The sequence below is a fragment of the Flavobacterium bizetiae genome (assembly GCF_902804475.1).
Lineage (GTDB): Bacteria > Bacteroidota > Bacteroidia > Flavobacteriales > Flavobacteriaceae > Flavobacterium > Flavobacterium bizetiae.
Genome location: NZ_CADCSU010000023.1, coordinates 48518 through 74562 on the forward strand (window position 1 = coordinate 48518; position 26045 = coordinate 74562).

The 26045-nt window shown below is 34.0% G+C and carries 23 protein-coding genes; 11 read left to right on the top strand and 12 right to left on the bottom strand.

The window, feature by feature from the left end; translation table 11 throughout:
• Positions 1-107 precede the first annotated feature (107 nt).
• The 3 genes from hemB (at position 108) to FLACOL7796_RS01040 (ending at position 2028) form a co-directional block, all read left to right on the top strand.
• Positions 108-1100, top strand: a complete 993-nt coding sequence (gene hemB, locus FLACOL7796_RS01030; RefSeq protein ID WP_173968922.1) for a porphobilinogen synthase — start codon at positions 108-110, stop codon at positions 1098-1100.
• 2 nt (positions 1101-1102) lie between these two features.
• Positions 1103-1504 carry a c-type cytochrome gene (locus FLACOL7796_RS01035; RefSeq protein ID WP_173968924.1) on the top strand — a complete coding sequence of 134 codons (402 nt, stop codon included), beginning with the start codon at positions 1103-1105 and terminating at the stop codon, positions 1502-1504.
• Between the two features lie 74 nt (positions 1505-1578).
• Entirely contained in the window at positions 1579-2028 is a 450-nt protein-coding gene (locus tag FLACOL7796_RS01040) for a GyrI-like domain-containing protein (protein WP_173968926.1), read from the top strand.
• A gap of 573 nt (positions 2029-2601) precedes the next feature.
• Here FLACOL7796_RS01040 and FLACOL7796_RS01045 read toward each other — a convergent pair.
• On the bottom strand, positions 2602-4662 hold the full coding sequence (locus tag FLACOL7796_RS01045; protein WP_173968928.1) for a M13 family metallopeptidase: 2061 nt from the start codon (positions 4660-4662) through the stop codon (positions 2602-2604).
• Positions 4663-4878: 216 nt separating this feature from the next.
• Entirely contained in the window at positions 4879-6939 is a 2061-nt protein-coding gene (locus tag FLACOL7796_RS01050; protein WP_173968930.1) for a M13 family metallopeptidase, read from the bottom strand.
• A 203-nt stretch (positions 6940-7142) separates the two neighbouring features.
• Here FLACOL7796_RS01050 and FLACOL7796_RS01055 point away from each other — a divergent pair, with 203 nt between their 5' ends.
• The 5 genes from FLACOL7796_RS01055 to FLACOL7796_RS01075 all read left to right on the top strand — a co-directional run bounded on the left by FLACOL7796_RS01055 (position 7143) and on the right by FLACOL7796_RS01075 (position 11658).
• Positions 7143-8105 carry a DMT family transporter gene (locus FLACOL7796_RS01055; RefSeq protein ID WP_173968932.1) on the top strand — a complete coding sequence of 321 codons (963 nt, stop codon included), beginning with the start codon at positions 7143-7145 and terminating at the stop codon, positions 8103-8105.
• Positions 8106-8420: 315 nt separating this feature from the next.
• Positions 8421-9086 carry an SCO family protein gene (locus FLACOL7796_RS01060; RefSeq protein WP_173968934.1) on the top strand — a complete coding sequence of 222 codons (666 nt, stop codon included), beginning with the start codon at positions 8421-8423 and terminating at the stop codon, positions 9084-9086.
• Positions 9087-9190: 104 nt separating this feature from the next.
• The gene (locus FLACOL7796_RS01065; RefSeq protein ID WP_017495803.1) at positions 9191-9430 is read left to right on the top strand and encodes a FeoA family protein; all 240 of its coding nucleotides are present in this window, start codon (positions 9191-9193) and stop codon (positions 9428-9430) included.
• Positions 9430-11529: a ferrous iron transport protein B gene (gene feoB / locus FLACOL7796_RS01070; RefSeq protein WP_173968936.1), complete on the top strand. Its 2100-nt coding sequence runs from the start codon at positions 9430-9432 to the stop codon at positions 11527-11529. The genes FLACOL7796_RS01065 and feoB overlap by 1 nt, the downstream gene beginning before the upstream one ends.
• Before the next feature lie 6 nt (positions 11530-11535).
• Positions 11536-11658 carry a FeoB-associated Cys-rich membrane protein gene (locus FLACOL7796_RS01075; protein WP_173968938.1) on the top strand — a complete coding sequence of 41 codons (123 nt, stop codon included), beginning with the start codon at positions 11536-11538 and terminating at the stop codon, positions 11656-11658.
• A 675-nt stretch (positions 11659-12333) separates the two neighbouring features.
• Here the strand turns inward: FLACOL7796_RS01075 and FLACOL7796_RS01080 are convergent.
• The 3 genes from FLACOL7796_RS01080 to FLACOL7796_RS01090 all read right to left on the bottom strand — a co-directional run bounded on the left by FLACOL7796_RS01080 (position 12334) and on the right by FLACOL7796_RS01090 (position 15007).
• Positions 12334-12987, bottom strand: a complete 654-nt coding sequence (locus FLACOL7796_RS01080) for an HD domain-containing protein (protein WP_173968940.1) — start codon at positions 12985-12987, stop codon at positions 12334-12336.
• Positions 12988-13220: 233 nt separating this feature from the next.
• Positions 13221-14213, bottom strand: coding sequence for an acyl-ACP desaturase (locus tag FLACOL7796_RS01085; RefSeq protein ID WP_173968942.1), 993 nt, complete (start codon positions 14211-14213; stop codon positions 13221-13223).
• A 53-nt stretch (positions 14214-14266) separates the two neighbouring features.
• Positions 14267-15007, bottom strand: a complete 741-nt coding sequence (locus FLACOL7796_RS01090; protein ID WP_173968944.1) for a lysophospholipid acyltransferase family protein — start codon at positions 15005-15007, stop codon at positions 14267-14269.
• Between the two features lie 337 nt (positions 15008-15344).
• Between FLACOL7796_RS01090 and rnpA the strand changes: the two genes are divergently transcribed.
• The 3 genes from rnpA (at position 15345) to FLACOL7796_RS01105 (ending at position 18292) form a co-directional block, all read left to right on the top strand.
• Positions 15345-15749, top strand: a complete 405-nt coding sequence (gene rnpA, locus FLACOL7796_RS01095; RefSeq protein ID WP_173968945.1) for a ribonuclease P protein component — start codon at positions 15345-15347, stop codon at positions 15747-15749.
• 81 nt (positions 15750-15830) lie between these two features.
• Positions 15831-16652, top strand: coding sequence for a DUF4349 domain-containing protein (locus FLACOL7796_RS01100; RefSeq protein ID WP_173968947.1), 822 nt, complete (start codon positions 15831-15833; stop codon positions 16650-16652).
• A 2-nt stretch (positions 16653-16654) separates the two neighbouring features.
• Complete coding sequence (locus FLACOL7796_RS01105; RefSeq protein WP_173968949.1) at positions 16655-18292, top strand: S41 family peptidase; 1638 nt, start codon at positions 16655-16657, stop codon at positions 18290-18292.
• A gap of 63 nt (positions 18293-18355) precedes the next feature.
• On the opposite strand, the gene FLACOL7796_RS01110 is transcribed toward FLACOL7796_RS01105, so the two are convergent.
• The 7 genes from FLACOL7796_RS01110 to FLACOL7796_RS01140 all read right to left on the bottom strand — a co-directional run bounded on the left by FLACOL7796_RS01110 (position 18356) and on the right by FLACOL7796_RS01140 (position 26002).
• A complete protein-coding gene (locus tag FLACOL7796_RS01110) occupies positions 18356-19492 on the bottom strand; it encodes a S41 family peptidase (protein ID WP_173968951.1) in 1137 nt (378 codons plus the stop codon).
• A gap of 59 nt (positions 19493-19551) precedes the next feature.
• Positions 19552-20010, bottom strand: a complete 459-nt coding sequence (locus FLACOL7796_RS01115; RefSeq protein WP_173968953.1) for a S41 family peptidase — start codon at positions 20008-20010, stop codon at positions 19552-19554.
• A gap of 188 nt (positions 20011-20198) precedes the next feature.
• On the bottom strand, positions 20199-20645 hold the full coding sequence (locus FLACOL7796_RS01120) for a GNAT family N-acetyltransferase (protein ID WP_173968955.1): 447 nt from the start codon (positions 20643-20645) through the stop codon (positions 20199-20201).
• 78 nt (positions 20646-20723) lie between these two features.
• Complete coding sequence (locus FLACOL7796_RS01125) at positions 20724-21689, bottom strand: DUF4837 family protein (protein WP_173968957.1); 966 nt, start codon at positions 21687-21689, stop codon at positions 20724-20726.
• Between the two features lie 47 nt (positions 21690-21736).
• On the bottom strand, positions 21737-23581 hold the full coding sequence (locus FLACOL7796_RS01130; protein WP_173968959.1) for a LysM peptidoglycan-binding domain-containing protein: 1845 nt from the start codon (positions 23579-23581) through the stop codon (positions 21737-21739).
• 110 nt (positions 23582-23691) lie between these two features.
• Entirely contained in the window at positions 23692-24879 is a 1188-nt protein-coding gene (locus tag FLACOL7796_RS01135) for a phosphoglycerate kinase (RefSeq protein ID WP_173968960.1), read from the bottom strand.
• A 148-nt stretch (positions 24880-25027) separates the two neighbouring features.
• Entirely contained in the window at positions 25028-26002 is a 975-nt protein-coding gene (locus FLACOL7796_RS01140) for a PorP/SprF family type IX secretion system membrane protein (protein ID WP_173968962.1), read from the bottom strand.
• Between the last annotated feature and the right edge of the window lie 43 nt (positions 26003-26045).

Here is a 26045-nt window from a genome sequence, read left to right on the forward strand (position 1 = left end):
AAAATAAAAAAACAACTGTAGTTTTTAGAACAAGGGTGAATCGATCTGTTTTCAAAAAAAATCAGGTTAGAAAATCTGAAATCTAAAATCTAAAAATCTAAAATTGTATGTTCCCATTACAAAGAAACCGCCGTTTAAGAACCAATGAGTCTATTCGTTCTTTAGTTCGTGAAACCAGTTTGAGTCCACAGGATTTTATGCTTCCTATGTTTGTTGCCGAAGGAAAAGACGTAAAAGTTGCTATTCCGTCAATGCCGGGAATTTACCGTCATTCGTTAGACAATACGATTAAAGAAGTAAAAGAAGCCTGGGATTTAGGAATCAAGGCGGTGAATATTTATGTAAAAGTTAGTGACAATCTTAAAGATAACAAAGGTGTTGAAGCCTGGAATAAAGATGGTTTGATGCAACAAACGATTCGCGCGATTAAAGATGCCGTTCCGGAAATGATTGTTATGCCAGATGTAGCTTTAGATCCTTATTCTATTTACGGTCATGACGGAATTATCGAAAATGGTCAATTGATTAATGATGCGACAGTTGACGCTTTAACAAGAATGAGTTTAAGCCATGCAGAAGCGGGAGCTGATTTTGTAGCGCCAAGCGACATGATGGACGGACGTGTTTTAGCGATCAGAAAAGCATTAGAAGAAAACGGACATCACAATGTGGGTATCATGAGTTATAGTGCCAAATATGCTTCGGCATTTTACGGACCGTTTCGCGATGCATTAGATTCTGCTCCGGTAGATTCTCAAAATATTCCTAAAGATAAAAAGACATACCAAATGGATTATGCGAACCGAATTGAAGGAATTCGCGAAGCATTATTAGATGTTGAAGAAGGTGCAGACATCGTTATGGTAAAACCAGGAATTGCCTATTTAGACATTGTTCGCGAGATAAAAGATACGGTTCATGTGCCTGTTGCAGTGTACCAAGTATCTGGTGAGTACGCTATGGTAAAGGCCGCAGCCGAAAGAGGATGGTTAGATCACGACAAAATTATGATAGAGCAACTTTATTGCATTAAGCGTGCGGGTGCTAGTATCATCTCTACTTATTTCGCAAAAGAAGCTGCTTTACTATTAAATAAATAATGATGAAAAAACTATTATTCTTATCTGCCGTTTTAGCATTTGCATCTTGCAAAAAAGAAGCAACAGAAGATCCGGTTCAGGATCCGACAGAAAATTATTCAGAAGGTCATTCGGCGGAAGCCAAAACTCCGGAAGCATTAGGAAAACAAATTTTTGAAGGACAAGGAAATTGTACTTCCTGCCATCAGGTAGATCAAAAAGTGATTGGGCCAAGCATCAAGGAAATTGCTAAAATCTATAAAGACAAAAAAGGCGATATGGTCACTTTCCTGAAAGGAAATGCTGAACCAATTGTAGATCCAAGTCAGTTTGCGGTTATGAAAACCAATTTACCTGTAACTCAGGCAATGTCTGACGACGAGTTAAAAGCGATTGAGACTTATATTTACAGCCATTTAAAGTAATATTTATAGTTTCTGCTGACATACTGTTGTCATTGCATCATTTTACATTTACAGCTTAACGAAAATAAAGCAAAATGATAATTCAAAAATTCAATGTAATTGGTATTTCGATAAGAACTACAAACGAAGATGGCCAGTCAGGAAAAGATATTCCTGCACTTTGGAACAAATTTATGACGGAAGAAATTCAGGGTAAAATTCCAAATAAAGTTTCGGGGGATATTTTTTGTATTTATACCGATTACGAAAAAGATCATACAAAACCATACACGACTATTTTAGGCTGTAAAGTAGAAAGTTTAGATAACATACCTGAAGATATGGTGGGTAAAACAATTGAATCCGCAGATTATGAGGAATTGATTGCCAAAGGAAACTTATCAGAAGGGATTGTTTATAATAAATGGCTTGAAATCTGGAATTCAGATTTAAACCGAAGTTTTACAGCAGACTTTGAGATTTACGGAAGCAAAACCCAAAACCCGGAAAATGCAGAAGTAGACATTTATATCGCACTTCAATAATATAGAAACAAAAAACGGCGCTAATTACAGCGCCGTTTTTGTATTTTATACATTCCGGTATTCCAAAGGAGCATTTCATCGATAGAAAATCAAATTGTAATCGTTATTTTACGTTTCGTAGGAAAGTTTGTTTTTGACATCATCTTTTTTTTTAAACAATCTAAAATATCAAACGTTCCTACGGAACGTAAACGCCATTCGTTAACATTTTTCTACCGACGAAACATTCCTACGGAATGATAAATTGGTGTAAAAAATGAAACGCTCAGTTTTTGTCTTTGCATTCTTTTGTTCCATAGGAACATTTCATCGGTAGAAAAATCATATTGTCATCGTTATTTTACGTTCCGTAGGAACGTTTGTTTTTGGCATTATCATTTTTTAAAAAACAATCTAACATATCAAACGTTCCTACGGAACGTAAACGCTATTCGTTAATATTTTTCTACCGACGAAACATTCCTACGGAATGATAAACTGGTGGTGAAACACTTTGTTTTCATGATATAATCATAAAAAAAAGGGCTGTCTCAAAAATTGAAACAGCCCCTCTTTTATATCATCAGTAAAAAATTACCAGATTTTAACTCTCTTCTCAGGTTCAACATACATTGCATCTCCTTTTTTGATTCCGAAAGCTTGGTAAAAAGCATCTACGTTTTGGATAGGCACAACTGCTCTGTACATTCCTGGAGAATGCGGATCAGTTTTAACCTGGCTTTTGATAGCCTCATCTCTAGATTTAGTTCTCCAAACTGTCGCCCATGAAATAAAGAAACGTTGTTCTGGTGTAAATCCGTCGATTAAGCCTGGGTTTCCATTTGCTTTCAAATACAATTGTAATCCGTCGTAAGCAGCGTTAATTCCACCTAAATCACCAATATTTTCACCTAAAGTAAATTTACCATCTACGTGAATTCCTGGCAACGGCTCTAAAGCGCTGTATTGATCTGCTAATTTTGTACCTAATGCAGTAAATTGTTTCAAATCATCAGCTGTCCACCAGTCAACAAGGTTTCCGTCTGCGTTGTAACGCGCACCAGAATCATCAAATCCGTGAGAAATCTCGTGACCAATTACAGCTCCAATTCCACCATAATTAACGGCTTCATCAGCCTGGTAATTGTAGAAAGGAGGTTGTAAAATCGCCGCTGGGAAAACAATCTCGTTATAAGATGGGTTGAAATAAGCATTTACAGTTTGTGGAGACATTCCCCATTCTGTTTTATCAACTGGTTTACCTAATTTTGCTAAGTTTTCTGCGTAAGCCCATTTTGATATATTTCTTGAATTATCAAAATAAGTTCCGCCTTCATTAACATTCTTAAGTTCTAATTTAGAGTAATCTTTCCATTTATCAGGATATCCAATTTTAATGGTCAGTTTCTTTAATTTTTCGATTGCTTTTGTCTTAGTTTCTGCAGACATCCAAGGCAATGCATTGATTCTGTTTTCGTATGCTAACATTACATTCGCAATCATATTCTTTGCTTTGTCTTTTGCTTCAGCAGGAAATAATTTCTCAACGTAAAGTTTCCCTAAAGCTTCTCCCGTTGCACCGTTGATTACTTGTAAAGCTACTTCTTCACGCGGACGTTGTTTTAATGCTCCTGTTAATGTTTTTCCGTAGAAATCGAAATTAGCATTTTCAATATCAGTTGTTAAAGTTGAAGCTGTTCTGTTTAATAAAGTCCATTTAAGGTATTCTTTCCAGGCCTCTACTTTTTTCTCTGTTAACGTTTTTTCTAGAGCAATCATATAACGTGGCTGAGCTACATTTACTGTATCCAGTTTTGTCATACCAATTCCTGCGAAATATTTATCCCATTGAATTGAAGGTGTATTCTTTTTTAAATCAGCAACAGCAGTTGGATTGTATTGTTTTCTACGATCTCTACGCTCAACACGGTCTAATCTCGGAGCAGACAATTCAACTTCTAAAGCCAGGATTTGTTTTGCACTTTCTTTTGCTTTTGCAGGAGATTCTCCAAGATATTGCAACATTCTTGCTACGTGTACTTCGTATTTTTCACGTTTTTCTTTCGAATCTTTATCATCTGCATTGTAGTAATCTTTGTCAGATAATCCTAAACCTCCAGGGCTTAAGTTCACTGAGTTTTTGTTACTGTTTTTTGCATCAGCACCAACATAAACTGCGAAGAAACCAATTCCGCCCTGAGGTTGCATTTCGATAAAGAAATTTTGCAAATCAGTTACGTTTTTAATCGCATCGATTTTCTTTAAATAAGGCTGAAGTGGTTTGATACCGTTTTTGTTACGGCCAACCGTATCCATAATCGTATTGAACAAAGCAATTGCTTTACCCTGATCTGTATTCGATTTGTACTTAGGATCTTTTGATGCTTCTTTTAAAATTGCAAGTGCATCGTTATCTGTCTTTTGACGTAATTCATTAAAACTTCCCCATGAGTTTCTGTCACTTGGAATTTCAGTTTTATCTAACCAGGCTCCGTTTACGTAACGAAAGAAATCCTGACCAGGACTTACTTTTGTATCCATATTAGAAAGGTTGATACCCGGTTCTTTTGGTTTTGCATTTTGCGCCTCCATAGTTACGCAGCATAGCATTGCTGAAAATGCACAAAACACAGATTTGTTAAGCTGTTTTATCATTTTTATTTATAGTATTAGTATATATACAAACATATTGTTATTATTTTGAATTCTATGTTAAATTTTATCAATAATTGATTCGGGAAATTACGATACAATTAAAACGCTTATTTTAACCCAAATTGTCTTCTAAAATTTTTAAAAGTTCACTTTTTCAAAGAATAACTTAAACAAAAAACGACGCTAATAAAGCGTCGTTTTTTTAAATTTTACAGATTACCAGATTTTAACTCTTTTATCTGGATTAACATACATTTTGTCTCCTTTTTTGATACCGAAAGCATCATAAAAAGCATCAACATTCTGAAGCGGAACGTAAGCTCTGTACATACCAGGTGAATGCGGATCTGTTTTTACCTGATTTTTAATTGCTTCGTCTCTCGTTTTAGTTCTCCATACGGTTGCCCAAGAAATAAAGAAACGTTGTTGTGGAGTAAATCCGTCAATTAATCCAGGATTTGGATGTGATTTTAAGTACAATTGCAAACCATCATAAGCTGCATTGATACCACCTAAATCTCCAATATTTTCTCCTAAAGTAAAATTACCATCTACGTGAATTCCAGGTAATGGCTCTAAAGCACTATATTGATCTGCTAAGGCTTTACCTAATGCTGTAAATTGTTTTAGATCTTCTGGTGTCCACCAGTCTACTAAATTTCCTTCGGCATTGTAACGTGCTCCTGAATCATCAAAACCATGAGAAATTTCATGACCAATAACAGCTCCAATTCCACCATAATTTACTGCTTCATCAGCTTGATAATTGTAGAAAGGTGGTTGTAAAATTGCTGCAGGGAATACAATTTCGTTATAAGATGGGTTGTAATAAGCATTTACAGTTTGAGGTGACATTCCCCACTCTGTTTTATCAACCGGCTTGTGTAGTTTTTCGATTCCTTTTTTGAAATTCCATTTGCTTAGGCTGCGGGCATTATCAAAATAACTTCCGCCTTCGGCAACGCTTTTAATTTGAAGTGCTGAGTAGTCTTTCCATTTGTCCGGATAACCTACTTTTATCGTAATCTTATTTAACTTTTCGATCGCTTTAACTTTAGTTGCAGCAGACATCCAGGTTAAATTATTAATACGGTTTTGGTATGCCAAAATAATATTATGAATCATATCTACTGCTTTTGCTTTTGCTTCTGCAGGAAATACTTTTTCTACGTATAATTTACCAAGCGCCTCACCAACAGTTGTATTTACAACTTGTAATGCTTTTTCTTCGCGTGGTAATTGTTTGATAGCCCCTCTTAACGTTTTGCTGTAAAAATTAAAATTAGCAGTTTCGATATCTGTTGATAATTTTGTAGCAACGGTATTTAATAAATCCCATTTTAAGTATTCTTTCCACTGCGCTACTTTATTTTGAGTAAAAACAGTTTGCAAAGCTTTCATATACTTTGGCTCCATTACCACCACTGTATCTAATTTTGCCAAACCAAGACCTGTAAAATAAGCATCCCACTTAATAGCCGGTGTTATTTTTTGAAGTTCTGCAATTGTCATTGGGTTGTATTGCAAACGGCTGTCTCTGCTTTCTACACGATCTAATCTAGGTTTAGATAATTCTGTTTCTAAAGCTAAAATTGCAGCTGCACTTTGTTTTGCTTTTTCTGGAGATTCTCCAATAAACTGCATCATCTTCGCTACATGAAGCTCATATTTTGCTCTTTTTTCTTTAGAATCTTTATCTTCAGATGTGTAGTAATCTTTGTCTGGTAAACCTAACTGACTTACACCAAGAGTTACAGAGTTTTTAGAACTGTTTTTTTCATCGGCACCAATATAGATTCCGAAAAAAGCAGCTGTACCTTCCGGTTCAACCTCAACCAAATACTTTTGTAAATCAGCTACATTTTTAATAGCATCAATCTTTTTAAAGTAAGGTTGCAGAGGTGCAATTCCGGCTTTATTTCTTCCTACTGTATCTAAAATAGTAGAGAATAAATTAACGGCTTTTCCCTGATCAGTGTCGGATTTGTATTTTGGATTTTTTGATGCTTCTTTCAGGATAGACATTGCATCTTTGTCTGTTTTCTTAATCAATTCATTAAAACTTCCCCATGTCGTACGATCACTTGGAATTTCAGTTTGATTAAGCCAGGTTCCGTTTACGTATTGAAAAAAGTCCTGACTTGGACTAATTTTGGTATTCATGTACGAAACATTGATACCTGGTTCTTTCGAAGTTGCATTTTGAGCTTGAACAGCTGTAAATGAAACTGCCGCAAAAAAGGCGCAGAACAAAGGTCTGCTAAGTTGTTTTTTCATTTATATCTAAGTTTTTGGTCTTTATACAAACGTATTCCTAATATCTGAAACGCTATGTTAAAATTATTGAAATAATCGCAAAAAAATGCATTATCCTCAAATTTTAATAGATATCATCAAATATTTTCATGTATAAATCACGGGTTTCTAACTGAATATTAGAATACTTTTTGGAATATTTGTTACAAATAATTTCAATAAAAGTGAGAGCAAAAATACAGAATGCAGTTTCCGGAAAAATAGATGCTATTGGTTTACCTATATTGGCGTTGTTTTGGGTGAGTTTCTTTTGGGGCACCACTTGGCTGGCCTCAAAAGAGGGTGTAAAATATATGCCTGCTTTGCAATTGGCTACTATACGCCAGTTTGTTGGCGGGATTCTATATGTTGGTTATTTTATACTAAAAAAGGAACCCTGGCCAAAAGGCAAACAATGGACTACGATTTTTATTTTGGCCATTTTAAATTTTGCCTGTAGTAATGGTTTAAGTACTTGGGGCGTTCAATATATTAGCAGTGGTTTGGCCGCTATTATTGCTGCTATTTTCCCAATCTGGATTGTTGTAATTTGTTTTTTTCAGGGACAGCGAATTGCTAAATTGGCGATTACGGGTTTACTAATTTGTTTTGGCGGAATTTGCATTATTTTCATGGATCATTTAGGAGATTTTCTAAAACCTGATTTTCAATTTGGAATTTTCTTATCTGTTGCATCAACGATTACGTGGGCTTTTGGGATTTTACATACCAAGAAAAAAGCAGCGAGTTTTAATCCGTATTTTAGTTTAGGATTGCAAATGTTGATTTCCAGCTTTTTACTTTTTGGAATTACGGAGGCTTTTGGAATGAATATTTCATTAAAAGAAATTCCGTTAGTATCATGGTGGGCGATATCTTATTTGATTGTCATTGGTTCTATTCTAACTTTTGTTGCTTTTATTTATATGTTGCAACATCTTCCCACAGAAATTACGGGTATTTATGCTTATATGAATCCAATCGTGGCTATTATTTTAGGAGTTATTCTTTTTGGTGAAATACTGACTCCGGCAATCGCTGTTGGTGTTTTTGTGACTTTAATGGGATTGTTTCTGGTGAATAAATCGATTAGAAAAACAAAATTTAAAACGGTACGAGATGGCACACGGATGACGCGGATTTGCTAGCGCGAAAACGCAGATTTACACGGATTTTTTTATTATAAAACTTTAATAAATCGGCAATCTGCTTTGTGGTCCTTCGACTTCGCTCAGGATGACAAGCTTGGGTATAAAAAATTGCGACTGTGCAAATTTGCGAGATTAATAGCAAAAAAATCCGCCCTAATCATTCCTTTTGCGCTAGCGAATCCGTGTCATCCGTGTACTATTCCGCAATCCTGTCGTAAGAAAGCTCTTTTAAACTGTGGGTCTTCTGTTAAAAACAACACGCAATTAGCTTTTTAAAAAGTGCTTTTTGTATTTTTGCGGCAAATTATTTTTATGAAATCGTTTCTTTATAAATACCGCAAATTCTTTATTGTTTTATTCGTTTTTTCGGCTGTCACTATATCCTTATTTTATTCGGCTTTAAAGCCACAAAAAACATTACCGATATTTAATCCTGCTGATGTAAATCCTGAATTGGTTGATAGTACGGTACAATACAAAAGTAAATACCATACGATTGCTGATTTTAAATTTGTAAACCAGAACGGTGATACGATTACTCAAAAAAATTACGAAGGAAAAATTTATGTTGCTGACTTTTTCTTCACGACTTGCGGGTCTATTTGCCCAAAAATGACAACGAATTTAGAAGATGTTCAAAAAGCAATTTTAAATAATCCTAAAGTAATGTTGCTTTCTCACACCGTTTTTCCTGAAGTTGACAGTATTCCGGTTTTAAAAGCTTACGCTATAAAACATAATGTTGTGGATAGTAAATGGAATCTGGTTACGGGAGATAAAAAAGAAATCTACACAATGGCCAGAAAATCGTATCTGGCTGTAAAATTAGGAAGACCAGATCAATTGTACGATATGGTACATACAGAGAATTTTGTTTTGGTGGATCAAAAAAGACGCGTTCGTGGTTTTTACGACGGAACGAATAAAGAGGAAATTAAACGCCTTTTAGAGGACATCAATTTCTTGTGTCAGGAGTAAAATCCCTTATTTTTAGAAACATTTAGCATTTACAAAAGTGTTAAATGCCTTGAAATAAAGAATAATTGCCTACTTTTGCAATCTAAATTCAATCTAAATAAGCTTTGCAAAATACTATCCACACTCTAAAAAAAGGCGAGAAAGCCATTATCAAAGATTTTGATATCGATCTTATTCCTCTAAAATTATTAGAAATGGGTTGCTTGCCAGGCAACTTAGTCGAATTGCTTCAAATTGCTCCTTTTGGAGATCCATTATACTTAGATATAAATGGTTCACACGTAGCCATTCGTGTTGAAACTGCTCGTGAAATTGAAGTTGAACTTATCAAAACCAATTTGTAATGAGCATTCAAAATATCAATGTTGCCCTTATTGGGAATCCAAATACAGGAAAAACTTCCGTTTTTAATCAGCTTACAGGACTAAATCAACAAGTGGGGAATTATCCCGGAATTACGGTTGAGAAAAAAATCGGGTTCTGTAAATTACCTCACAACATCAAAGCCAATATTCTTGACTTACCGGGAACTTATAGCCTTAATGCAAGTTCTATGGATGAAAGTGTGGTGATTGAACTGTTATTAAACAAAAACGATAAATTATATCCGGATGTTGCGGTAGTGGTTACAGATGTTGAAAATCTGAAACGAAATCTACTGATTTACACGCAAATAAAAGACCTTGAAATTCCGACAATTTTAGTCATCAATATGTCTGATCGTATGGAAAGCAAGGGGATAACTTTAGATATTCCGTATCTTGAAGAAAAACTAAAAACGAAAATTGCTTTAGTAAGTTCACGAAAAGGTTTAGGAATTGAGGAATTAAAGGAACTTATTGTTTCTTATAAAACGATCCCAAATGAACCTTGCATGAATGCTTCGGTTATTGATGAGGAATATTTTCAAAAATTACAACATGCTTTTCCTAACCAATTATTATACAAATTATGGTTGGTGATTACGCAGGATGTGAACTTTTTGAATTTAGACCGAAATGAAATCAGAAGTACTTTTACGAAATCGCATTCTGAATTAAAGCGTCTACAGCAAAAAGAAACGATAAAACGTTATCAATTTATAAATGATGTTTTAAAAGAAGGTTTAAAAGTTGATGCCTCGATGGCAAAAGACTTTAGAGCTAAACTTGATCGTGTTTTAACCCACAAAGTTTGGGGTTACGTGATTTTCTTAGCTATTTTATTTTTGATTTTCCAATCGATTTTCAGCTGGTCAACTATCCCGATGGATTTCATTGACAGCACTTTTGCTTCTTTAAGTACCTGGGTGGCTCAGGAATTACCAAGCGGAATTTTAACTGATTTACTTTCGCAGGGAATTGTGCCGGGAATTGGCGGTGTTATTATTTTTATTCCGCAAATTGCCTTTTTATTCTTGTTTATTTCTATTCTCGAAGAAAGTGGTTATATGAGTCGTGTTGTGTTTTTGATGGATAAAATCATGCGCAAGTTTGGTCTTTCCGGAAAAAGTGTGGTGCCTTTAATTTCAGGAACTGCTTGTGCAATTCCGGCAATTATGGCGACTAGAAATATCGAAAACTGGAAAGAACGTTTAATTACCATTCTGGTAACGCCATTTACTACTTGTTCTGCGAGATTACCGGTTTATACGATCATTATTTCATTGGTTATTCCTGACGAACGTTTGTTTGGTTTCTTAAACGTACAAGGTTTGGCCTTGATGTTATTATATTTAATAGGTTTTGGAACGGCAATTCTATCGGCTTATATCTTAAATAAAATATTAAAAATAAGTACCAAAACGTATTTCGTTGTCGAAATGCCAAGTTATAAATTGCCACTTTTCAAGAATGTTGCGATAAATGTTGTCGAAAAAACAAAGGCTTTCGTAGTTGGAGCAGGTAAAATTATCTTAGCGATATCTGTTATTTTATGGTTTTTAGCATCGTATGGTCCTGGAAAAGATTTTAACGAAGCAGAAACTATCGTAAAAGAAAGATTTGTTGACACGCCTCTTGACGAAGTTCAATTTGAAAATGAAGTAGCGTCTCAAAAATTAGAGAATTCTTATATCGGACTTATGGGAAGAGCGATTGAGCCTGTTATTTCTCCTTTGGGTTACGACTGGAAAATCGGAATTGCATTAATTAGTTCATTTGCTGCACGTGAAGTTTTCGTAGGAACGCTTGCCACCATTTATAGTGTTGGAGATACTGATAACGAATCTACTATAAAAAGCAAAATGCAGGAAGAGATTAATCCGGAAACGGGTAAGAAAATCTTTAATTTTGCTTCTGGAATTTCTTTACTTTTATTTTACGCTTTTGCCATGCAATGCGCAAGTACGCTTGCTATTACTAAAAAAGAAACAAATTCATGGAAATGGCCTGCAATGCAGCTTTTCCTAATGAGTGGACTTGCTTATTTTGTAGCGCTTTTTGCGTATCAACTTTTAAAATAAACGATCATGGTACAGGAAATTATTGCCTTTGTCATTTTATTTATCGCTATTGGTTTTTTGATTAGAAAATTCTTTTGGAAATCTAAGAAGAAAAAAGATTGCGGTGACGGGAATTGTGGGTGTTCTTAGAGAAAGGTTCTAAGGTACTGAGAGGTTGAGATACTAAGGTTTTGAGCGACTTTGTCTTGACTAAATCTTTGAATGATATTTTAAAAAATCCAATTTAAAAAATGCCAAATTTCATTTATTGTTTATTTTTCATATTCTTAAATCTATCTCTATTTTTAATACTTTCTAAAAAAGTCCTTTTAAATCGATACATCAATTTAAGCATTATAGCCTTTTTTATAATTGTATATTTAATACACCAATTGAATCTCTTGGGATATCAAATAAATCCATCTGCTTTTAGAAAATTATGCTTTTTTAGTATTGCTCTGATATTTTGGTTTTACCTGAATTCCTTTTTTTTAAAACAAATGGAGACTAAAAAAAACGCTTTCAATCATTTTAATAAAAGCATATATATCTTAGTAAAAAAAGATTTTCTAATTTATTTCCTTTTTGTGATGACAACAATAACTCAAATAGACTGGGTTTATCGTATAAAATAAGGGTCAAACAAATATTGATGAGTCAGACTGAGCGAAGTCAAAGTCCGCAAAGCTATATCTAAAACTAAATCATAAAAAAATGGCTTCATTATGAAGCCATTTTTTATTACTGAAAACCGAGACTGAGACTGAGACTGAGACTGAGACTGAGACCGAGACTGAGACTGAAAACTATGACTGTGACTGAAAACTACTTAATCCCCTCCCACTCTGCATAAAACTGAGCAAGGAACAATTCCATAAAACGATGTCTTTCGGCAGCGATTTGTTTTCCGGTTTTGGTATTCATTTTATCTTTTAAGAGTAAAAGCTTTTCGTAAAAATGATTTATCGTTGGCGCATTATTCTTTTTATATTCTTCTTTGGTCATATTGGTTATTGGTGCAATTTCGGGATCATGAAGGGTTCTGTTTTTAAAACCTCCATAATTAAACGCTCTTGCTACTCCAATCGCGCCTATTGCGTCTAAACGATCCGCGTCCTGCACGATATCCAATTCTATAGACTTGAACTTCTTTTCGAAATTTCCGCCCTTATAAGAGATGTTTTCGATGATGTTTACCACATGCTGAATAATATCTTCTGAAACACCTTCACTTTCCAGAAACAAACGGGCTGTTTTTGGTCCGATAGTTTCATCTCCGTTATGAAATTTACTATCAGCAATGTCATGAAGCAAAGCTCCTAACTGAACAACTATGAGATCACAATCAGTATCTTTTGCAATTAAAAGCGCATTTTTATAAACGCGTTCGATATGAAACCAATCGTGTCCTCCTTCGGCATCGTTTAATTTTTCTTTTACAAAAGCAATTGTTTTGTTTATTAATTCAGTTGTACTCATAATTTGTTATGTATTTATCTGGGTGATTTATAGCACACAGATCTTGCGGATTAAACGGATTGACACAGATTACTATTAATCTTCTCTTTCGAAAATCCTTATTGAATAAAAAATGTTGATTGCTAAAGTTTTTCAACCTTAACAATCAACAATATGTTTTAAATGTCAATATCAAATATTAATTGCGAAATCAATTTTAAATCTAAAATCAGAAATCTGCAATCTAAAATTTTTTATAATCTAGCTGGCTCAACCCATTTGAAGATATGTCCTTCTTGCGGAATTACTAATCTTTCTGAGATTCTTGCCATACGAGCTGGTAATTTCATTAAGTAATCACGCGCTTTTTCCGCTTCATCAGTTAAATTGGTAACCTTATCGATTTCCCATTTATCAATTAATTTTTGCATGATATCTACATAATCGTTGGCTGTATATACTCCAATACGTTGTGCAGAATCAGAGAATTGTTCGAAAGCAGAACTGATCTTTTGACCTGATTCTCTTAAGAAATGTGCCGGCATAACGATTTTTTGTTTCATCATGTATTGAAACGCCAACATCATTTCGCTAGGATCTACTGCAAAAATACGCGTAACAAATTCGCTGTATGCATGGTGATGACGCATTTCGTCACCAGCAATCATTTTACACATTTTAGACAATTTGTTATCGCCAAATTTCTTCGCGATTTGTGCTACTCTGTTGTGCGACACATAAGTTGCTAATTCCTGGAAACTAGTGTATACAAAGTTTTTGTACGGGTCAGTTCCGGTTCCAATATCAAATCCGTCGTTGATTAAGTGCTGTGTTGTCATTTCGATTTCACGCATGTTTACACGACCAGACAAATACAAGTATTTATTTAGCAAATCTCCGTGACGGTTTTCTTCTCCGGTCCATTGTCTGATCCATTTAGACCAGCCGTTTCCACCATTTTCGATTTGATCAATTCCTTCTACATCCATTAACCATGATTCGTAAGTTGGTAAAGCTTCCTCAGTGATAGTGTCACCTACAAGCGTTACCCAGAAATCATATGGTAATTCTTTGGCAATTTCACGTAACTCTTTTACCTCCTCAAAGAAATTTTCTCCTTCAGAATTAGGCAAAAAGTCTGACGGCTGCCAAATTTTTTCCACCGGAATTAAATACTGTTCAACGAAGCTATCCACGTTTTTTTCCAAAAACTGCATTACTTCTAATCTAATGTTTTTTATAGACATTACTTATTTAAGATTGGGATTTCTGTTTCAGTTTAATTGCTGAAATCAAAAATCTATTTATACTCGTTTACTCCTTCTACAACTGCCTTCTCTGTCATCTCCATTAATTCGGCAAAATTATAGTCTTTTACGGCTAAAGCCTTATGAGCGGTAAAGGTAAGGCGATTTCCTAAACCTACAGGAAAAAAACCATATTTTACCATTTTCCATGAATTGTTGATACTCACTGGTACTATATACGCAGAAGGTGCGTATTTGCATAGAATTTTTACACCATTTTGAGCAAATTCTTTCGGTTTTCCTGTTTTACTACGTGTTCCTTCAGGAAAAATTACTGCAGATCTCTTATATTTTTCAATATATTCAGACAAACCTTTTATTGCCGGTATTGCCTGTTTTGGGTCTTTACGGTCAATTAGCACAGATCCCCCATGTTTTAAATTATAAGACACACTCGGGATTCCGCTACCTAACTCTTTCTTGCTTACAAATTTACAATGAAAACGTCTAAAGTACCAAATCATTGCAATGATATCGTACATACTTTGATGATTAGAAACAAAAATAATAGGAACTCCCGTTGGGATGTTTTCTCTATTTTCGATCTTATAAGTTGTTCCCACAAGATTGGTACATCTTAACAGGCAAAAATTTAAATAATCTACACTTTTTTTATGAGCCTGATAGCCAAAAACATTTAGGCAAATCCATTGTATTGGATGAAATACAAGCAAACACAAACTAAAAACTAGATAGTATATTACTGATATTGGATAGGAAATTATTTTTTGCATGCTTAAAAAATTAATGCCCAAAAGTAATAAATAAATTTTTAGCTCTATAAAAATTATATAACTACCAACAAATATGGTGTTTACCAAAATAAACCTATTACAAATCGTACAAATTTAGACTCATTATATTGGCTTTATAAATTGAATTTTACAAATATAACCAAGATAAGATCGTGAATGCTTACAGAAAATCAGGTTTAATTTATAAAAACCACATCAATATCACAGAAATTTAAGACCTCAGCACAAATTTGAATACAAAGTAATTGCCTAAAATCGCTGGCATTTGCAATACAATTGTACCTTTGTCTTAAATTGCAATTTTTTTCTGAATTAAATGAACTTCACTTACCCTAAAAATGAACGCTTAAAGAGCAAAACAACAATAGGTTTACTATTTTCGGAAGGAAAATCAGTTTCTAAATATCCGTTGCGTTTGGTTTACCGTCAAGCGGAAGTTGATGCCGCAGAAAAAATTAAAATTGGTGTTTCGGTTTCTAAGAAATATTTTAAAAAAGCGGTTGATCGTAATTATTTCAAACGCGTTTTAAGAGAAACGTATCGATTGAATAAACATTTGCTTTTAGATAATATTCAGGAACCTTATTCTTTGATGTTTTTTTACCAAACCAAAGACAAATTATCTTACGAAGAAATCAATACCAAAACGATTCAACTTTTCGAAAAATTCCTTCTTCAGGTAAACAAAACCAGCGATTCTGAAAGTAAAACTGATTTGTAATCCTTCGATGACAACTTTATTGATCAAATTAGACTAAGAATTATAAAAAAATTGTAGTTTTAGATTTAATTTGAAATAGATATGAAATATATTTTCTTTTTATTCTTTGTCCTTTTGACGTTTTCGGCTTGTGGTAAACACGAAGAACCTTCTGCTAATATGATGGTGAGTGCAGTTAAACTTCCTCCAAAAAATGAATCTGCTGCAGATGCAGAATCTGATCTTGCTGATCCTGCATCTCCTCAAATTCCTCAAAAAATTATCAAAGAAGCTTCTCTTCGATTTGAAACTGATGATCTTGAAGATACTTTTAATAGAATTCAAGTTGCAATTACTGCAAATAAGGCTTCGATTCAAAATGATTCTGAAGGAAAGGATTACGACAACGTTTATAGAAATTTAACCGTTCGTGTTCCCAGCCAAAATTTTGATTCTTTTATAAGTGCCATTTCAAAAGGAGTTTCTTATTTTGAAAGAAAAGATATTTCTGCTCAAAATGTTACTGAAGAATACATTGATCTAACTACAAGACTAAATACCAAGCGTAAACTCGAAGCTCGTTACTTAGAGATATTGCAAAAAGCGACAAAAATTAGTGAGATTTTAGAAATCGAAAAACAAATTTCGGCTATTCGTGAAGAAATTGAGGCGAAAGAAGGACAATTGAAATATCTCGAAAATCGCGTATCAGAAAGTACTGTAACCATTGAATTTTACAAAACCATTGCTCAAAAAGAAGGTGTTAAAACTTCGTACGGATCTAAAATCTGGACGGCAATTCAATCCGGATTTTATAGCCTTTCAGATTTTTTAATATCCATTATTAGCCTTTGGCCATTTATTATACTATTTTGCGTATTCGCCTATTTTATTAGAAAAAGATTTAAAAGAAAAAAAACATAGTCATGTATCCTTATCTCAAAAAGAAATTCATCATACCTACTGTTGCGGCAGGATTTTTATTTATTGGAACCAGTTTCAAAGACGATTTTTTTGAGATTGCCAAACAAATCGAAATCTTCACAACGTTGTTTAAAGCTGTAAACACTAATTATGTCGACGAAACGAATCCGGGTGATTTGATGGATAAAGCCATTAAAAGCATGTTGGGAAGTTTAGATCCGTACACGGTTTACTTTAACGAACAGGATGTTGTAAATTTTAAAATCAACAATACAGGAGAATATACCGGAATTGGCGCTTTGATCGCGCGCAAAAAAGACCGATTGATTGTTCGCGAACCTTATAAAAATTATCCTGCTGATAAAGCCGGACTAAAAGCAGGTGACGAAATTATTCAGATTGGTGATGTTTTGATTGCTGATTTTAAAGATGATGCTTCGCAATTATTGAAAGGAACGAAAAACACTAAAATTCAGATTAAATACCTGCGTCAGGGAAAAACCTTTTCTACCGAATTGGTTTTGGATGAAGTGGACATTAAATCGGTTCCGTTTTATGGAAAAATTGATGACAAAACGGGTTATATTGTTTTGGCACACTTTAGCCGTAAGGCATCAAATGAAGTAAAAGATGCTCTTGAAAAACTAAAAGCAGATGGAGCCACACAAATTGTTCTTGATTTAAGAGGCAATCCAGGTGGTTTACTAAATGAGGCCATTGATATTTGTAATTTATTTGTACCTAAAAATGAAGTAATTGTAACGACAAAATCAAGAATTGAAAAACATAACAATACGTATAAAACGACGAAAGAACCTGTAGATACACAAATTCCGCTGGCTATTTTAGTAAACGGAAGAAGTGCTTCTGCGTCTGAAATTGTTTCCGGTGCTTTGCAGGATTTAGATCGTGCCGTGATTTTAGGAACGCGTAGTTTTGGTAAAGGTCTGGTACAACGTTCTGTTGATTTGACTTACGGAACTCAATTAAAAGTAACTATTTCTCGTTATTACACGCCTTCTGGTCGTTGCATTCAGGCATTAGATTATGCGCATAAGGATAAAAATGGTGTAGCTCAAAAAACGGATGCTAAAAACTTTAATGCTTTTAAAACCCGTAAAGGAAGAACGGTTTATGATGGTGGTGGAGTTTTGCCAGACATTGAATTAGACGAATCTAAAATGAGCCCAATTACGACAGCCTTATTAAAAAATGACGGAATTTTTGATTACGCGACAACGTATTATTACAAAAATCCAAATTTGGGAGATAAAATCCCCACAATTTCAGATGCTGACTATGCAAGTTTTAAACAATACCTGAAAGCCAACAAAATTAGTTTTGATACTGAAACGGAGGTTGCATTGAAGAATACTTTGGCTGCAGCCAAAAATGAAAAAATCGATGAAACAATAGCGCCGGAATATCAGCAGTTATTGGCCGCTCTTGAAAAAAGCGAAACGACTTTGCTGGATAAAAACCAAAAAGAGATTCGAAACCTTATTCAGGAAGAACTAATTAAAAGATATCAATATCAGGAAGGTTTGTATCAATATTATATCAAAAATAACTCTGAGATTAAGAAAGCGGTTACTGTTTTGAATAATCAAACGGAATATAAATCAATTTTGAAAATGTAATTTTAAAGACCTTATAAAAATAAAAGCCTTTGTTAACGTTTATCGCTAACAAAGGCTTTTATTTTATTGTGCAAGATACTCTTTTGCTTTTTCCAGGACTTCGTCTCTACCTTCCTGAATTCCTTTTATTGTAGGGCACACTTTAATATCAACCTTAACTCCTACTCTTTGTGTCGGGGTTTCGTCAGGATAAAAAACTCCCAAACCGCTAATGGCAGATTTAAAAGTTAGAAATTCAATTCTGGATATATCGCCATCCGCTCCTGCCGTCTGACTTCCAATAGTTACTACATTATCTCCTATTTGCAAAATCATTGTCGAATACTCTGCCATACTTTGGGTTTGCTCATTTACCAACACCACCACTTTGCCGTTATAGTATTCATTTTTCACCGGATCAATAGTATTTGTTTTTTTCCAAATATACTTTCCCGGATACGTCAAATCAGGTTTTATAAGTTTGTTGTATGCTTTGTCTTGTTTAATTAATCTTCTCGCTATTAAATAGGGCATAAAAGCAGGATAATTTCTAACATCAATAATTAAACCTTTCGTTTTATTTATCTTTTGCATGATTACATCTTGATCCTTCATTTCTAAATTATCCAAATTAATATAAGCAATGTTATTTTCGTCTACAGTAAATTTGTCTTTATTGTGGGATACTCTTGGCTGAAAATCAATCCCATAATATCGTTTAACTATTTTATCTAAAATCTGATTATCTCTTCTTATTTTAATTTTTACAGAATCTGTTGCGCCATTAAACATTAGATAATCGTAATTTTTAGCTTTGGTATTATTGTTTGAACCGTTTACATATTTTTTACGGTCTGACATTATTGCTAAAGCATTCTTTCCGTTTACTTCTTCGATAATATCTCCTATTTTTATATCATTCAATTTTGCCAAAGAATCATTGTAGTATCCTACCACTACAACTTTGTCTTCAACGAGATTGATGAATGCGGGAATATACTTTCGTCCAAAGAAATCAAAATTCTTATCAGAATAAAAGCTTGCATGTGTATCGTCAAGTTTAACAACGGTTTCCTGCATTAGTAACTGATATTCTAATGCATTTTTTGCGCTTTTATACCTTGGAATCATTTCGATTAAAACCGCATCCCAATTTTGATCTGTTATGTATTTGTAGGGAAAGAAATATTCAACCGTGTTCCAATATCGAAATAAGCTCAATAATCTATGGCTTTCGTCAGGGTATTCAAAATCACTATAGGTAATTTCATTTCTAACTTTTATATTGTCTTTTGAGGTAGCAGTAACATAATAATTATCTGAAATCTGTTTTCCTGAATGTATTTGAGTTTTTGAGAAAGTTCATTGGTGAAAATAGCAGCATTTTGTGTCCAGGAGAGATCAAAATTTTTATCGAAAGATTTTTCTTTTGAAGTTTCTTTACAGGATTTACATTCTTTTACAACGCCCAAAGCAGCAATCCATTCTAAATATATTCTGGATAAATCGTCTTTGTTTTGGGCTTGCTCAACTTTTGGAATCATTTGAATTAATTGTTCATCCCAATTAAAATTTCCTTTTGCTACATTGGGATGATAATATTTTAGAAATCCCCAGACTTTTGCCAGACTCGCCAGATTTTCGCTTTTTTTATCGTCTACTTTAGTAACCGAATGATTCTGACCAGAAGTCACAAAACCACAAATACAAAACACAAAAACCCATTTTAATTTACCCATTTATTAGACTTTTTCTTAAAAATTAATAAAAACTAAAATAAAGAAAGTGTCTTTTAGAAAATGTTATTGTAATCATAAATGTGTAAAAAACAAGAAAGCCTTCATTTGTTGTGTAAACAAATGAAGGCTTAATTGAAAAATGAAAAGGTTTTAGAATGTTAAAAACCTGATTTTATCTTTTTTAGAAATTAACCACGAATCATCTCGATATGCGGAATATCATCTTCAAGATACATTTCGCTGCTTTGCACAAATCCGTGGCTTTCGTAGAATTTCTTTAAATACAATTGCGCGCCTATTGTAATTTTATCTTTATCAAAGTGGATTTTTATTGCGGCAATGGCTTCACGCATTAAGTCATGTCCCCATTTTCTGTCGCGGTAATTGGCATCAACAACAACTCTGCCTATTGATGCATTATCAAAACTAATTCCGGCATCGAACAATCGTACATAAGCAACTGTTTTGCCATCATATTCACCAATTAGGTGTAATGCTTTCTTATCTTTTCCGTCAAGATCTAAATAGACGCAATTTTGCTCTACTACAAAGATCTCACTTCTTAGTTTGAGCAAATCGTATAACTCATGAACCGTTAGTGTCTCAAACGGCTTTATTTTCCATTTTAATTCCATTTAATATTGTTTGTTGTTTTTGTATTGATTTCTTGAGTAAACCTCAACATGGAAGTTTTTAAACTTAAAAACAAAATCTTAGCGTTTGTCTATTTTAACAGATTTAATAATGGCTTCTAAATCGAACATTAAATCTCTTTCCTGATTTGAAGGTGAATAACAAAATCCTTCAATAACCAAAATACGATTGTACATTTCGTCTACAATAGCATAATTGATAAATGGTCCGGACATAAAATCGTTTTTCAGTTCCCAGGTTCCTTTGGTTTCATAGGCTTTTTTTCCGTCTAATGTTGTATTCGAAAAATAAGGTGCATAGGCTTCGCCGGTTATCATTCTCGTATTGGGTTCGCGGCCTTTGATATAGAAACCAACTGAATCGCGCATTTTGATAATATTTCCAACTAGGTCTGAACTTTTCTTAAAGCTACGAATGGGAATCTGGTAGATAAGCAAACTGGTATTCCCGCTTATAATATCTTTTTTAAGCCAAATGAAATTCTTTTTGTGCAACATGTATTCGTAACCGGTCGGGATTTGCAAATCGATGTGGAACTTGTTTTTTATCACAGTAGGATTTAACAATGATTTGCTATTGTCTTCCTGTACTTTTTCAATTTCGGTATCGCGAATGATTTTGATAATTTGTGCCGAATTGAGTTCAATACTGCAAATAATATCATCGACAGATTTTCCGTAAATACGAAATGTATTGTGGGGTAAAGATTTGCTATGGGTAATTTCGAATTTTTCTGTAGTTGCTTTTTTCACTACAATAATGCTTCGGCTATCGGTCACAAAACCTTCAAGCAAACGGGCGGGATATTGATTTATGGTAAATAAGGGTTCCTCTTGAGTGAGGCCCAAAACGGGTGAAGCAAATTTATTTCGGATACTATCTCCTACTTCTCCGTACCACAACTGATCGTCTATAATAATAGAAATCGAATTGGTTTTGCCGGATACAGGCTCAGGTTTCTCGCTTTTAAAACAAGAAATCAAGAGAAACGGAATTAACAGCAATAAAAAATGGGTTTTATTCATTTTCTTAATTTATGAAATAAAACCCAAATTTATGTAAGATTTTTTAACTATCCGTTTATTTTAAGTTTCATTCCTGGTTTAATTTCTCCGTCTTTAATGTTATTCCACTTTTTAATATCCGAAATGGTAACTCCAGGATACTTTTTAGAAATACTATACAACGAATCTCCTTTTTTAACGTAATAGTCTTCTCCAAGATTTTTGGTTGAAGTAGCTTTTTTCCTGAATGAATCAATTGACGAATTTGAAGCTATAGCTGTAGTTACATTTTCCTCGATAATTTCAGGAACTGCTTTTGCTACTACTAATGTTTTACCTAATCCAATGTTATTTGATGTCAGACTATTTAGTTCTTTTAACTCCGCAATAGTCGTACCGAATTTTTTAGCAATACTTCCTAAATTGTCTCCGGCTGCTACAACATATTCCTGCGGATGCGCATTGTTCTTATCTTTATCATCCGCTGAAGCAATGGCTTCTTCTGATTTTTTCTCAACAGCAATAGTTGATTTTAACTCTTTAAAGCTTTTAGTAACCGGATCGTAATCTGTTTTAAGTTTTAGATTTCTTCCTAACGCAACTGCATTTGATTTAAGATTATTCCATTTTTTCAGTTCAGGAACAGTCACATTATATTTAGCTGCTATGGTTCCTAAGTTGTCTCCTTTTTGAACTTTATACCATTTAACATCAGTATCTGTTGGCTCTATTATTTTATCCAGTTTTGCTTTTGCTTTAGGCGTAACTTTTAAAGCCAACTGAGCAGGCATTGTTTTATTTTGTGACTGGTACGCTACGTAGTCGTAAATTTTATCTTCGTTTGAAACGAAAGTAGCAATTTTATCTTTTGGTAAGCGCAGGTAATGTGCTTCGTTTTGATAAAAAGGTACTACGTTTAATTTATACGAAGGGTTTAAAAGTTGTATTTGAGATTGTGGCATGTCTAACAAATCTGCGATTTGCTTGAATGACATTTGATTTTTAATCTGAACTGTATCTGTTTCAAAGTTTTTAACTACAGCTCTTTGCGGATTAATTCCGTGTTCTTTATGATATTCAAAAAGATACATTGTAGCTAAGAAAGCGGGAACATAACCTTGAGTTTCTTTTGGAAGATGGTTACGAATGTCCCAGTATTTTGTTTTTCCGCCAGAGCGACGAATGGCTTTAGTAACATTTCCAGGTCCTGAATTGTATGAAGCTAAAACTAACTCCCAATCGCCAAAAATGTTGAACATTTTACTCATGTATTCTGAGGCAGCGGCTGTAGCTTTAAGTGGATCGCTACGTTCGTCTACATACGAATCTATTTTCAGGGCGTATTGTTTTCCTGTTCCGTACATGAATTGCCAAAGTCCTGTGGCGCCCATTTTAGAAACTGCTTTAGGATTTAAAGCAGATTCTACAACGGCTAAATATTTAATTTCTAAAGGCACATTTTGTCTGGCAAAAGCGTCTTCGAAAATTGGGAAATAATATTCTGATAAAGCCATTAATCGAGAAAACGATTTTTTACGATTCTTAAGAAATGACTTTATTATATTTTCTAATCCTTGATTGTATTCAATATCAAAAGGTGATTTTTCATTCATTGCCTGAAGACGCTGTTTAAGCAATTCTGTTGGCAGTTCTTCATCTACAGTAACATCTGTGTTGATGGTTTGAATGTCTTTTGTAAGATCATCGTAAATATCTAAACTTACTAATTCGTTCATCCAGAGACTGTCAACGCGTGTTGCCATTTCATCTCTTTTGAAAGTATTTTTAACAGAATCTAAATACGATATCTTTACAACTGGCTTAATTTCTACTTCTGTCTTCGCAATATCTTGCGCAAACATCGACATAGAGAAAAATGCCGTGACCACTATTGATATTTTTTTTACAATCATATAACATTTTTTTAAAATTCTATAATTCAAACAATTACAGAAACCTTACTTTTGCAAACTTAACCAGTTTATGCATGTAAACTATCTAAAAAAATGTTAATTGTGATTTTTTAGTCTAAAATCGCAGCGATTCCAGGTAAAACTTTTCCTTCTAACATTTCAAGCATAGCCCCACCACCGGTAGATACATAACTCATTTTATCTTCGAATCCGAATTGTTTTACAGCAGCAACTGAATCTCCACCACCTACTAATGAAAACGCTCCATTTTCTGTAGCTTCGGCGATATAATCACCTAATGCAATTGTTCCTTTTGCGAATGATTCCATTTCGAAAACTCCTAAAGGACCATTCCATAATATAGTTTTTGATTCTAAAATTACTTTTTTGAAATTCTCTAAAGATTTAGGACCTGCATCAAGACCTTGCCATCCGTCAGGAATTGCTGTTACATCTACAACTTGTGTGTTTGCAGTGTTTGAGAAATCATCAGCAGCAATTACATCAACCGGAATATGAATCTGAACTCCTTTTTCTTTAGCTAATCTTAAAATTTCAAGTGCTAATTCTTGTTTGTCATCTTCGCAAATAGAATCTCCAATTTTACCACCTTGTGCTTTAATGAACGTAAAGGTCATTCCGCCTCCAATGATCATGTGATCTACTTTGTCTAAGATATTTTCGATAACGGTAATTTTTGATGATACTTTAGATCCTCCAAGAACTGCTGTTACCGGTTTTTCGCTATTTTTAAGTACTTTGTTTAAGCTTTCTATTTCTTTTGCTAACAATGTTCCGAAACATTTTTCTGTTGGGAAAAACTGAGCAATAATAGTTGTTGAAGCATGCGCTCTGTGAGCTGTACCAAAAGCATCGTTTACATAGATGTCTCCTAATGATGCTAATTCTTTTGCAAAAGCAACATCTCCGGCTTCTTCTTCTGCATGAAAACGTAAATTTTCAAGTAATAAAACTTCGCCTGGTTTTAAATCTTTGGCAGCAGTTTGAGCTACTTCTCCAACACAGTTTTCAGCAAACTTCACCTGAACTCCTAAAATTTCTGAAGCTGTTTTTAAAATATGTTTTAATGAATATTTTTCTTCTGCTCCTTTTGGTCTTCCTAAATGCGACATCAAAATTACACTTCCTCCTTGTGCCAAAATAGCATCAATTGTTGGTTTTGCAGCTTCGATACGTGTAGCATCTGTTACATTAAAATTTTCATCCAATGGTACATTAAAATCTACACGGATAATTGCTTTCTTATTTTTAAAGTCGAAATCGTTTAAAGTCTTCATTTTATAGTTTTTTTAGTTTTTTTTGAAAGAAAAACAAATATAGAACTTTTAAAGTATCATAAATATAAAAATAACCGATCTATAACAGCGAAAACGTTATAAGTTAAGAAAAAAAACAAATTAGCGCTTAAAATGATGAAATTGTACCTTAATCGTGAACCGGACTTTGCGTACAAGGACAGTTACTGATTGATTGTAAGAAATCGAAACCTATGGTTACCGAGTGCGTTCCTGTATTGTAGTTCCCTAAATCGTTGAACATTACCTGATACGAATATCCGAAGTAAAATTTAGATTTCATGAAACCTACCATTGGCCCAACTGATAATGGTTTTGGGAATTGGTCGTTTAAGAAACGGTATGAAACTCCTATCCAATAGTAATCTTCGTAACGATTGTAACGTCTGTACTTGAAGTTAAAATCGGTTGTTGAACGTCCGTCACTCGCAAAGTATTGATAGTAAACAGATGGTTCGTATTCGATACGGCTGTTTTCTCCGTCTTTAAAAACATAACCGGTATATACCTGATAGTTGGAAAGTAAATTAGGTTCTACTCCACGGTATTTATCGGTATTTTTCTTTAAAACGTTATTGGCATTAAAACTTAAGTAGAAACTTTTATTACGATATAAGGCACTAATATCAAAGTTGTTATTGGCGTTATAACGATTATCTGTTACAGAAGGATCTATCACAGGATGCTCGATTGTAGTATTGAATTCGTCTGTATCGATACGAAATGTATTGAAGTTATACGAAAGTCCAAATGACAAATACTGCTTTGAATAATAATCTAAAATGATGTGGTGCGCAAAGGAAACTTTAGCTCCTGTCTGACGCGTATAACCGTTTCTGTCATTATAAAGCGAGATACCAACTCCGGAACGATCCAGAACTCTAAAATCAGCATAAAGTGACTGGTTTTGTGGTGCATCTTTAATACCCACCCATTGTGTAAGACCGTTGGCTCTAACTCTAAGGTTATCCCCAATACCGGCAAAGGCAGGTGAAATAACAAAAGGGTTGTCTGCTAAATATTGTGTAAATACTGGTAGGTTTAACTCTTGGCTGTAACTTGTTGTTACAGCCAAGAGTACTAAAGATAAAATAAACTTTTTCATTGTAATTAATTTTTTAGACAACATCATTAGGGGCTCTTATTTT

What these genes read in the sequence shown, in the direction of transcription:
- rnpA (WP_173968945.1), top strand. Translation starts at nt 15,345, where the DNA reads ATGAACTTCACTTACCCTAAAAATGAACGCTTAAAGAGCAAAACAACA.
- FLACOL7796_RS01075 (WP_173968938.1), top strand. Translation starts at nt 11,536, where the DNA reads ATGGTACAGGAAATTATTGCCTTTGTCATTTTATTTATCGCTATTGGT.
- FLACOL7796_RS01140 (WP_173968962.1), bottom strand. Translation starts at nt 26,002, where the DNA reads ATGAAAAAGTTTATTTTATCTTTAGTACTCTTGGCTGTAACAACAAGT.
- FLACOL7796_RS01050 (WP_173968930.1), bottom strand. Translation starts at nt 6,939, where the DNA reads ATGAAAAAACAACTTAGCAGACCTTTGTTCTGCGCCTTTTTTGCGGCA.
- FLACOL7796_RS01105 (WP_173968949.1), top strand. Translation starts at nt 16,655, where the DNA reads ATGTATCCTTATCTCAAAAAGAAATTCATCATACCTACTGTTGCGGCA.
- FLACOL7796_RS01100 (WP_173968947.1), top strand. Translation starts at nt 15,831, where the DNA reads ATGAAATATATTTTCTTTTTATTCTTTGTCCTTTTGACGTTTTCGGCT.
- FLACOL7796_RS01090 (WP_173968944.1), bottom strand. Translation starts at nt 15,007, where the DNA reads ATGCAAAAAATAATTTCCTATCCAATATCAGTAATATACTATCTAGTT.
- FLACOL7796_RS01040 (WP_173968926.1), top strand. Translation starts at nt 1,579, where the DNA reads ATGATAATTCAAAAATTCAATGTAATTGGTATTTCGATAAGAACTACA.
- FLACOL7796_RS01120 (WP_173968955.1), bottom strand. Translation starts at nt 20,645, where the DNA reads ATGGAATTAAAATGGAAAATAAAGCCGTTTGAGACACTAACGGTTCAT.
- FLACOL7796_RS01035 (WP_173968924.1), top strand. Translation starts at nt 1,103, where the DNA reads ATGAAAAAACTATTATTCTTATCTGCCGTTTTAGCATTTGCATCTTGC.
- FLACOL7796_RS01115 (WP_173968953.1), bottom strand. Translation starts at nt 20,010, where the DNA reads ATGGGTAAATTAAAATGGGTTTTTGTGTTTTGTATTTGTGGTTTTGTG.
- FLACOL7796_RS01125 (WP_173968957.1), bottom strand. Translation starts at nt 21,689, where the DNA reads ATGAATAAAACCCATTTTTTATTGCTGTTAATTCCGTTTCTCTTGATT.
- FLACOL7796_RS01080 (WP_173968940.1), bottom strand. Translation starts at nt 12,987, where the DNA reads ATGAGTACAACTGAATTAATAAACAAAACAATTGCTTTTGTAAAAGAA.
- FLACOL7796_RS01060 (WP_173968934.1), top strand. Translation starts at nt 8,421, where the DNA reads ATGAAATCGTTTCTTTATAAATACCGCAAATTCTTTATTGTTTTATTC.
- FLACOL7796_RS01135 (WP_173968960.1), bottom strand. Translation starts at nt 24,879, where the DNA reads ATGAAGACTTTAAACGATTTCGACTTTAAAAATAAGAAAGCAATTATC.
- FLACOL7796_RS01045 (WP_173968928.1), bottom strand. Translation starts at nt 4,662, where the DNA reads ATGATAAAACAGCTTAACAAATCTGTGTTTTGTGCATTTTCAGCAATG.
- hemB (WP_173968922.1), top strand. Translation starts at nt 108, where the DNA reads ATGTTCCCATTACAAAGAAACCGCCGTTTAAGAACCAATGAGTCTATT.
- feoB (WP_173968936.1), top strand. Translation starts at nt 9,430, where the DNA reads ATGAGCATTCAAAATATCAATGTTGCCCTTATTGGGAATCCAAATACA.
- FLACOL7796_RS01130 (WP_173968959.1), bottom strand. Translation starts at nt 23,581, where the DNA reads ATGATTGTAAAAAAAATATCAATAGTGGTCACGGCATTTTTCTCTATG.
- FLACOL7796_RS01085 (WP_173968942.1), bottom strand. Translation starts at nt 14,213, where the DNA reads ATGTCTATAAAAAACATTAGATTAGAAGTAATGCAGTTTTTGGAAAAA.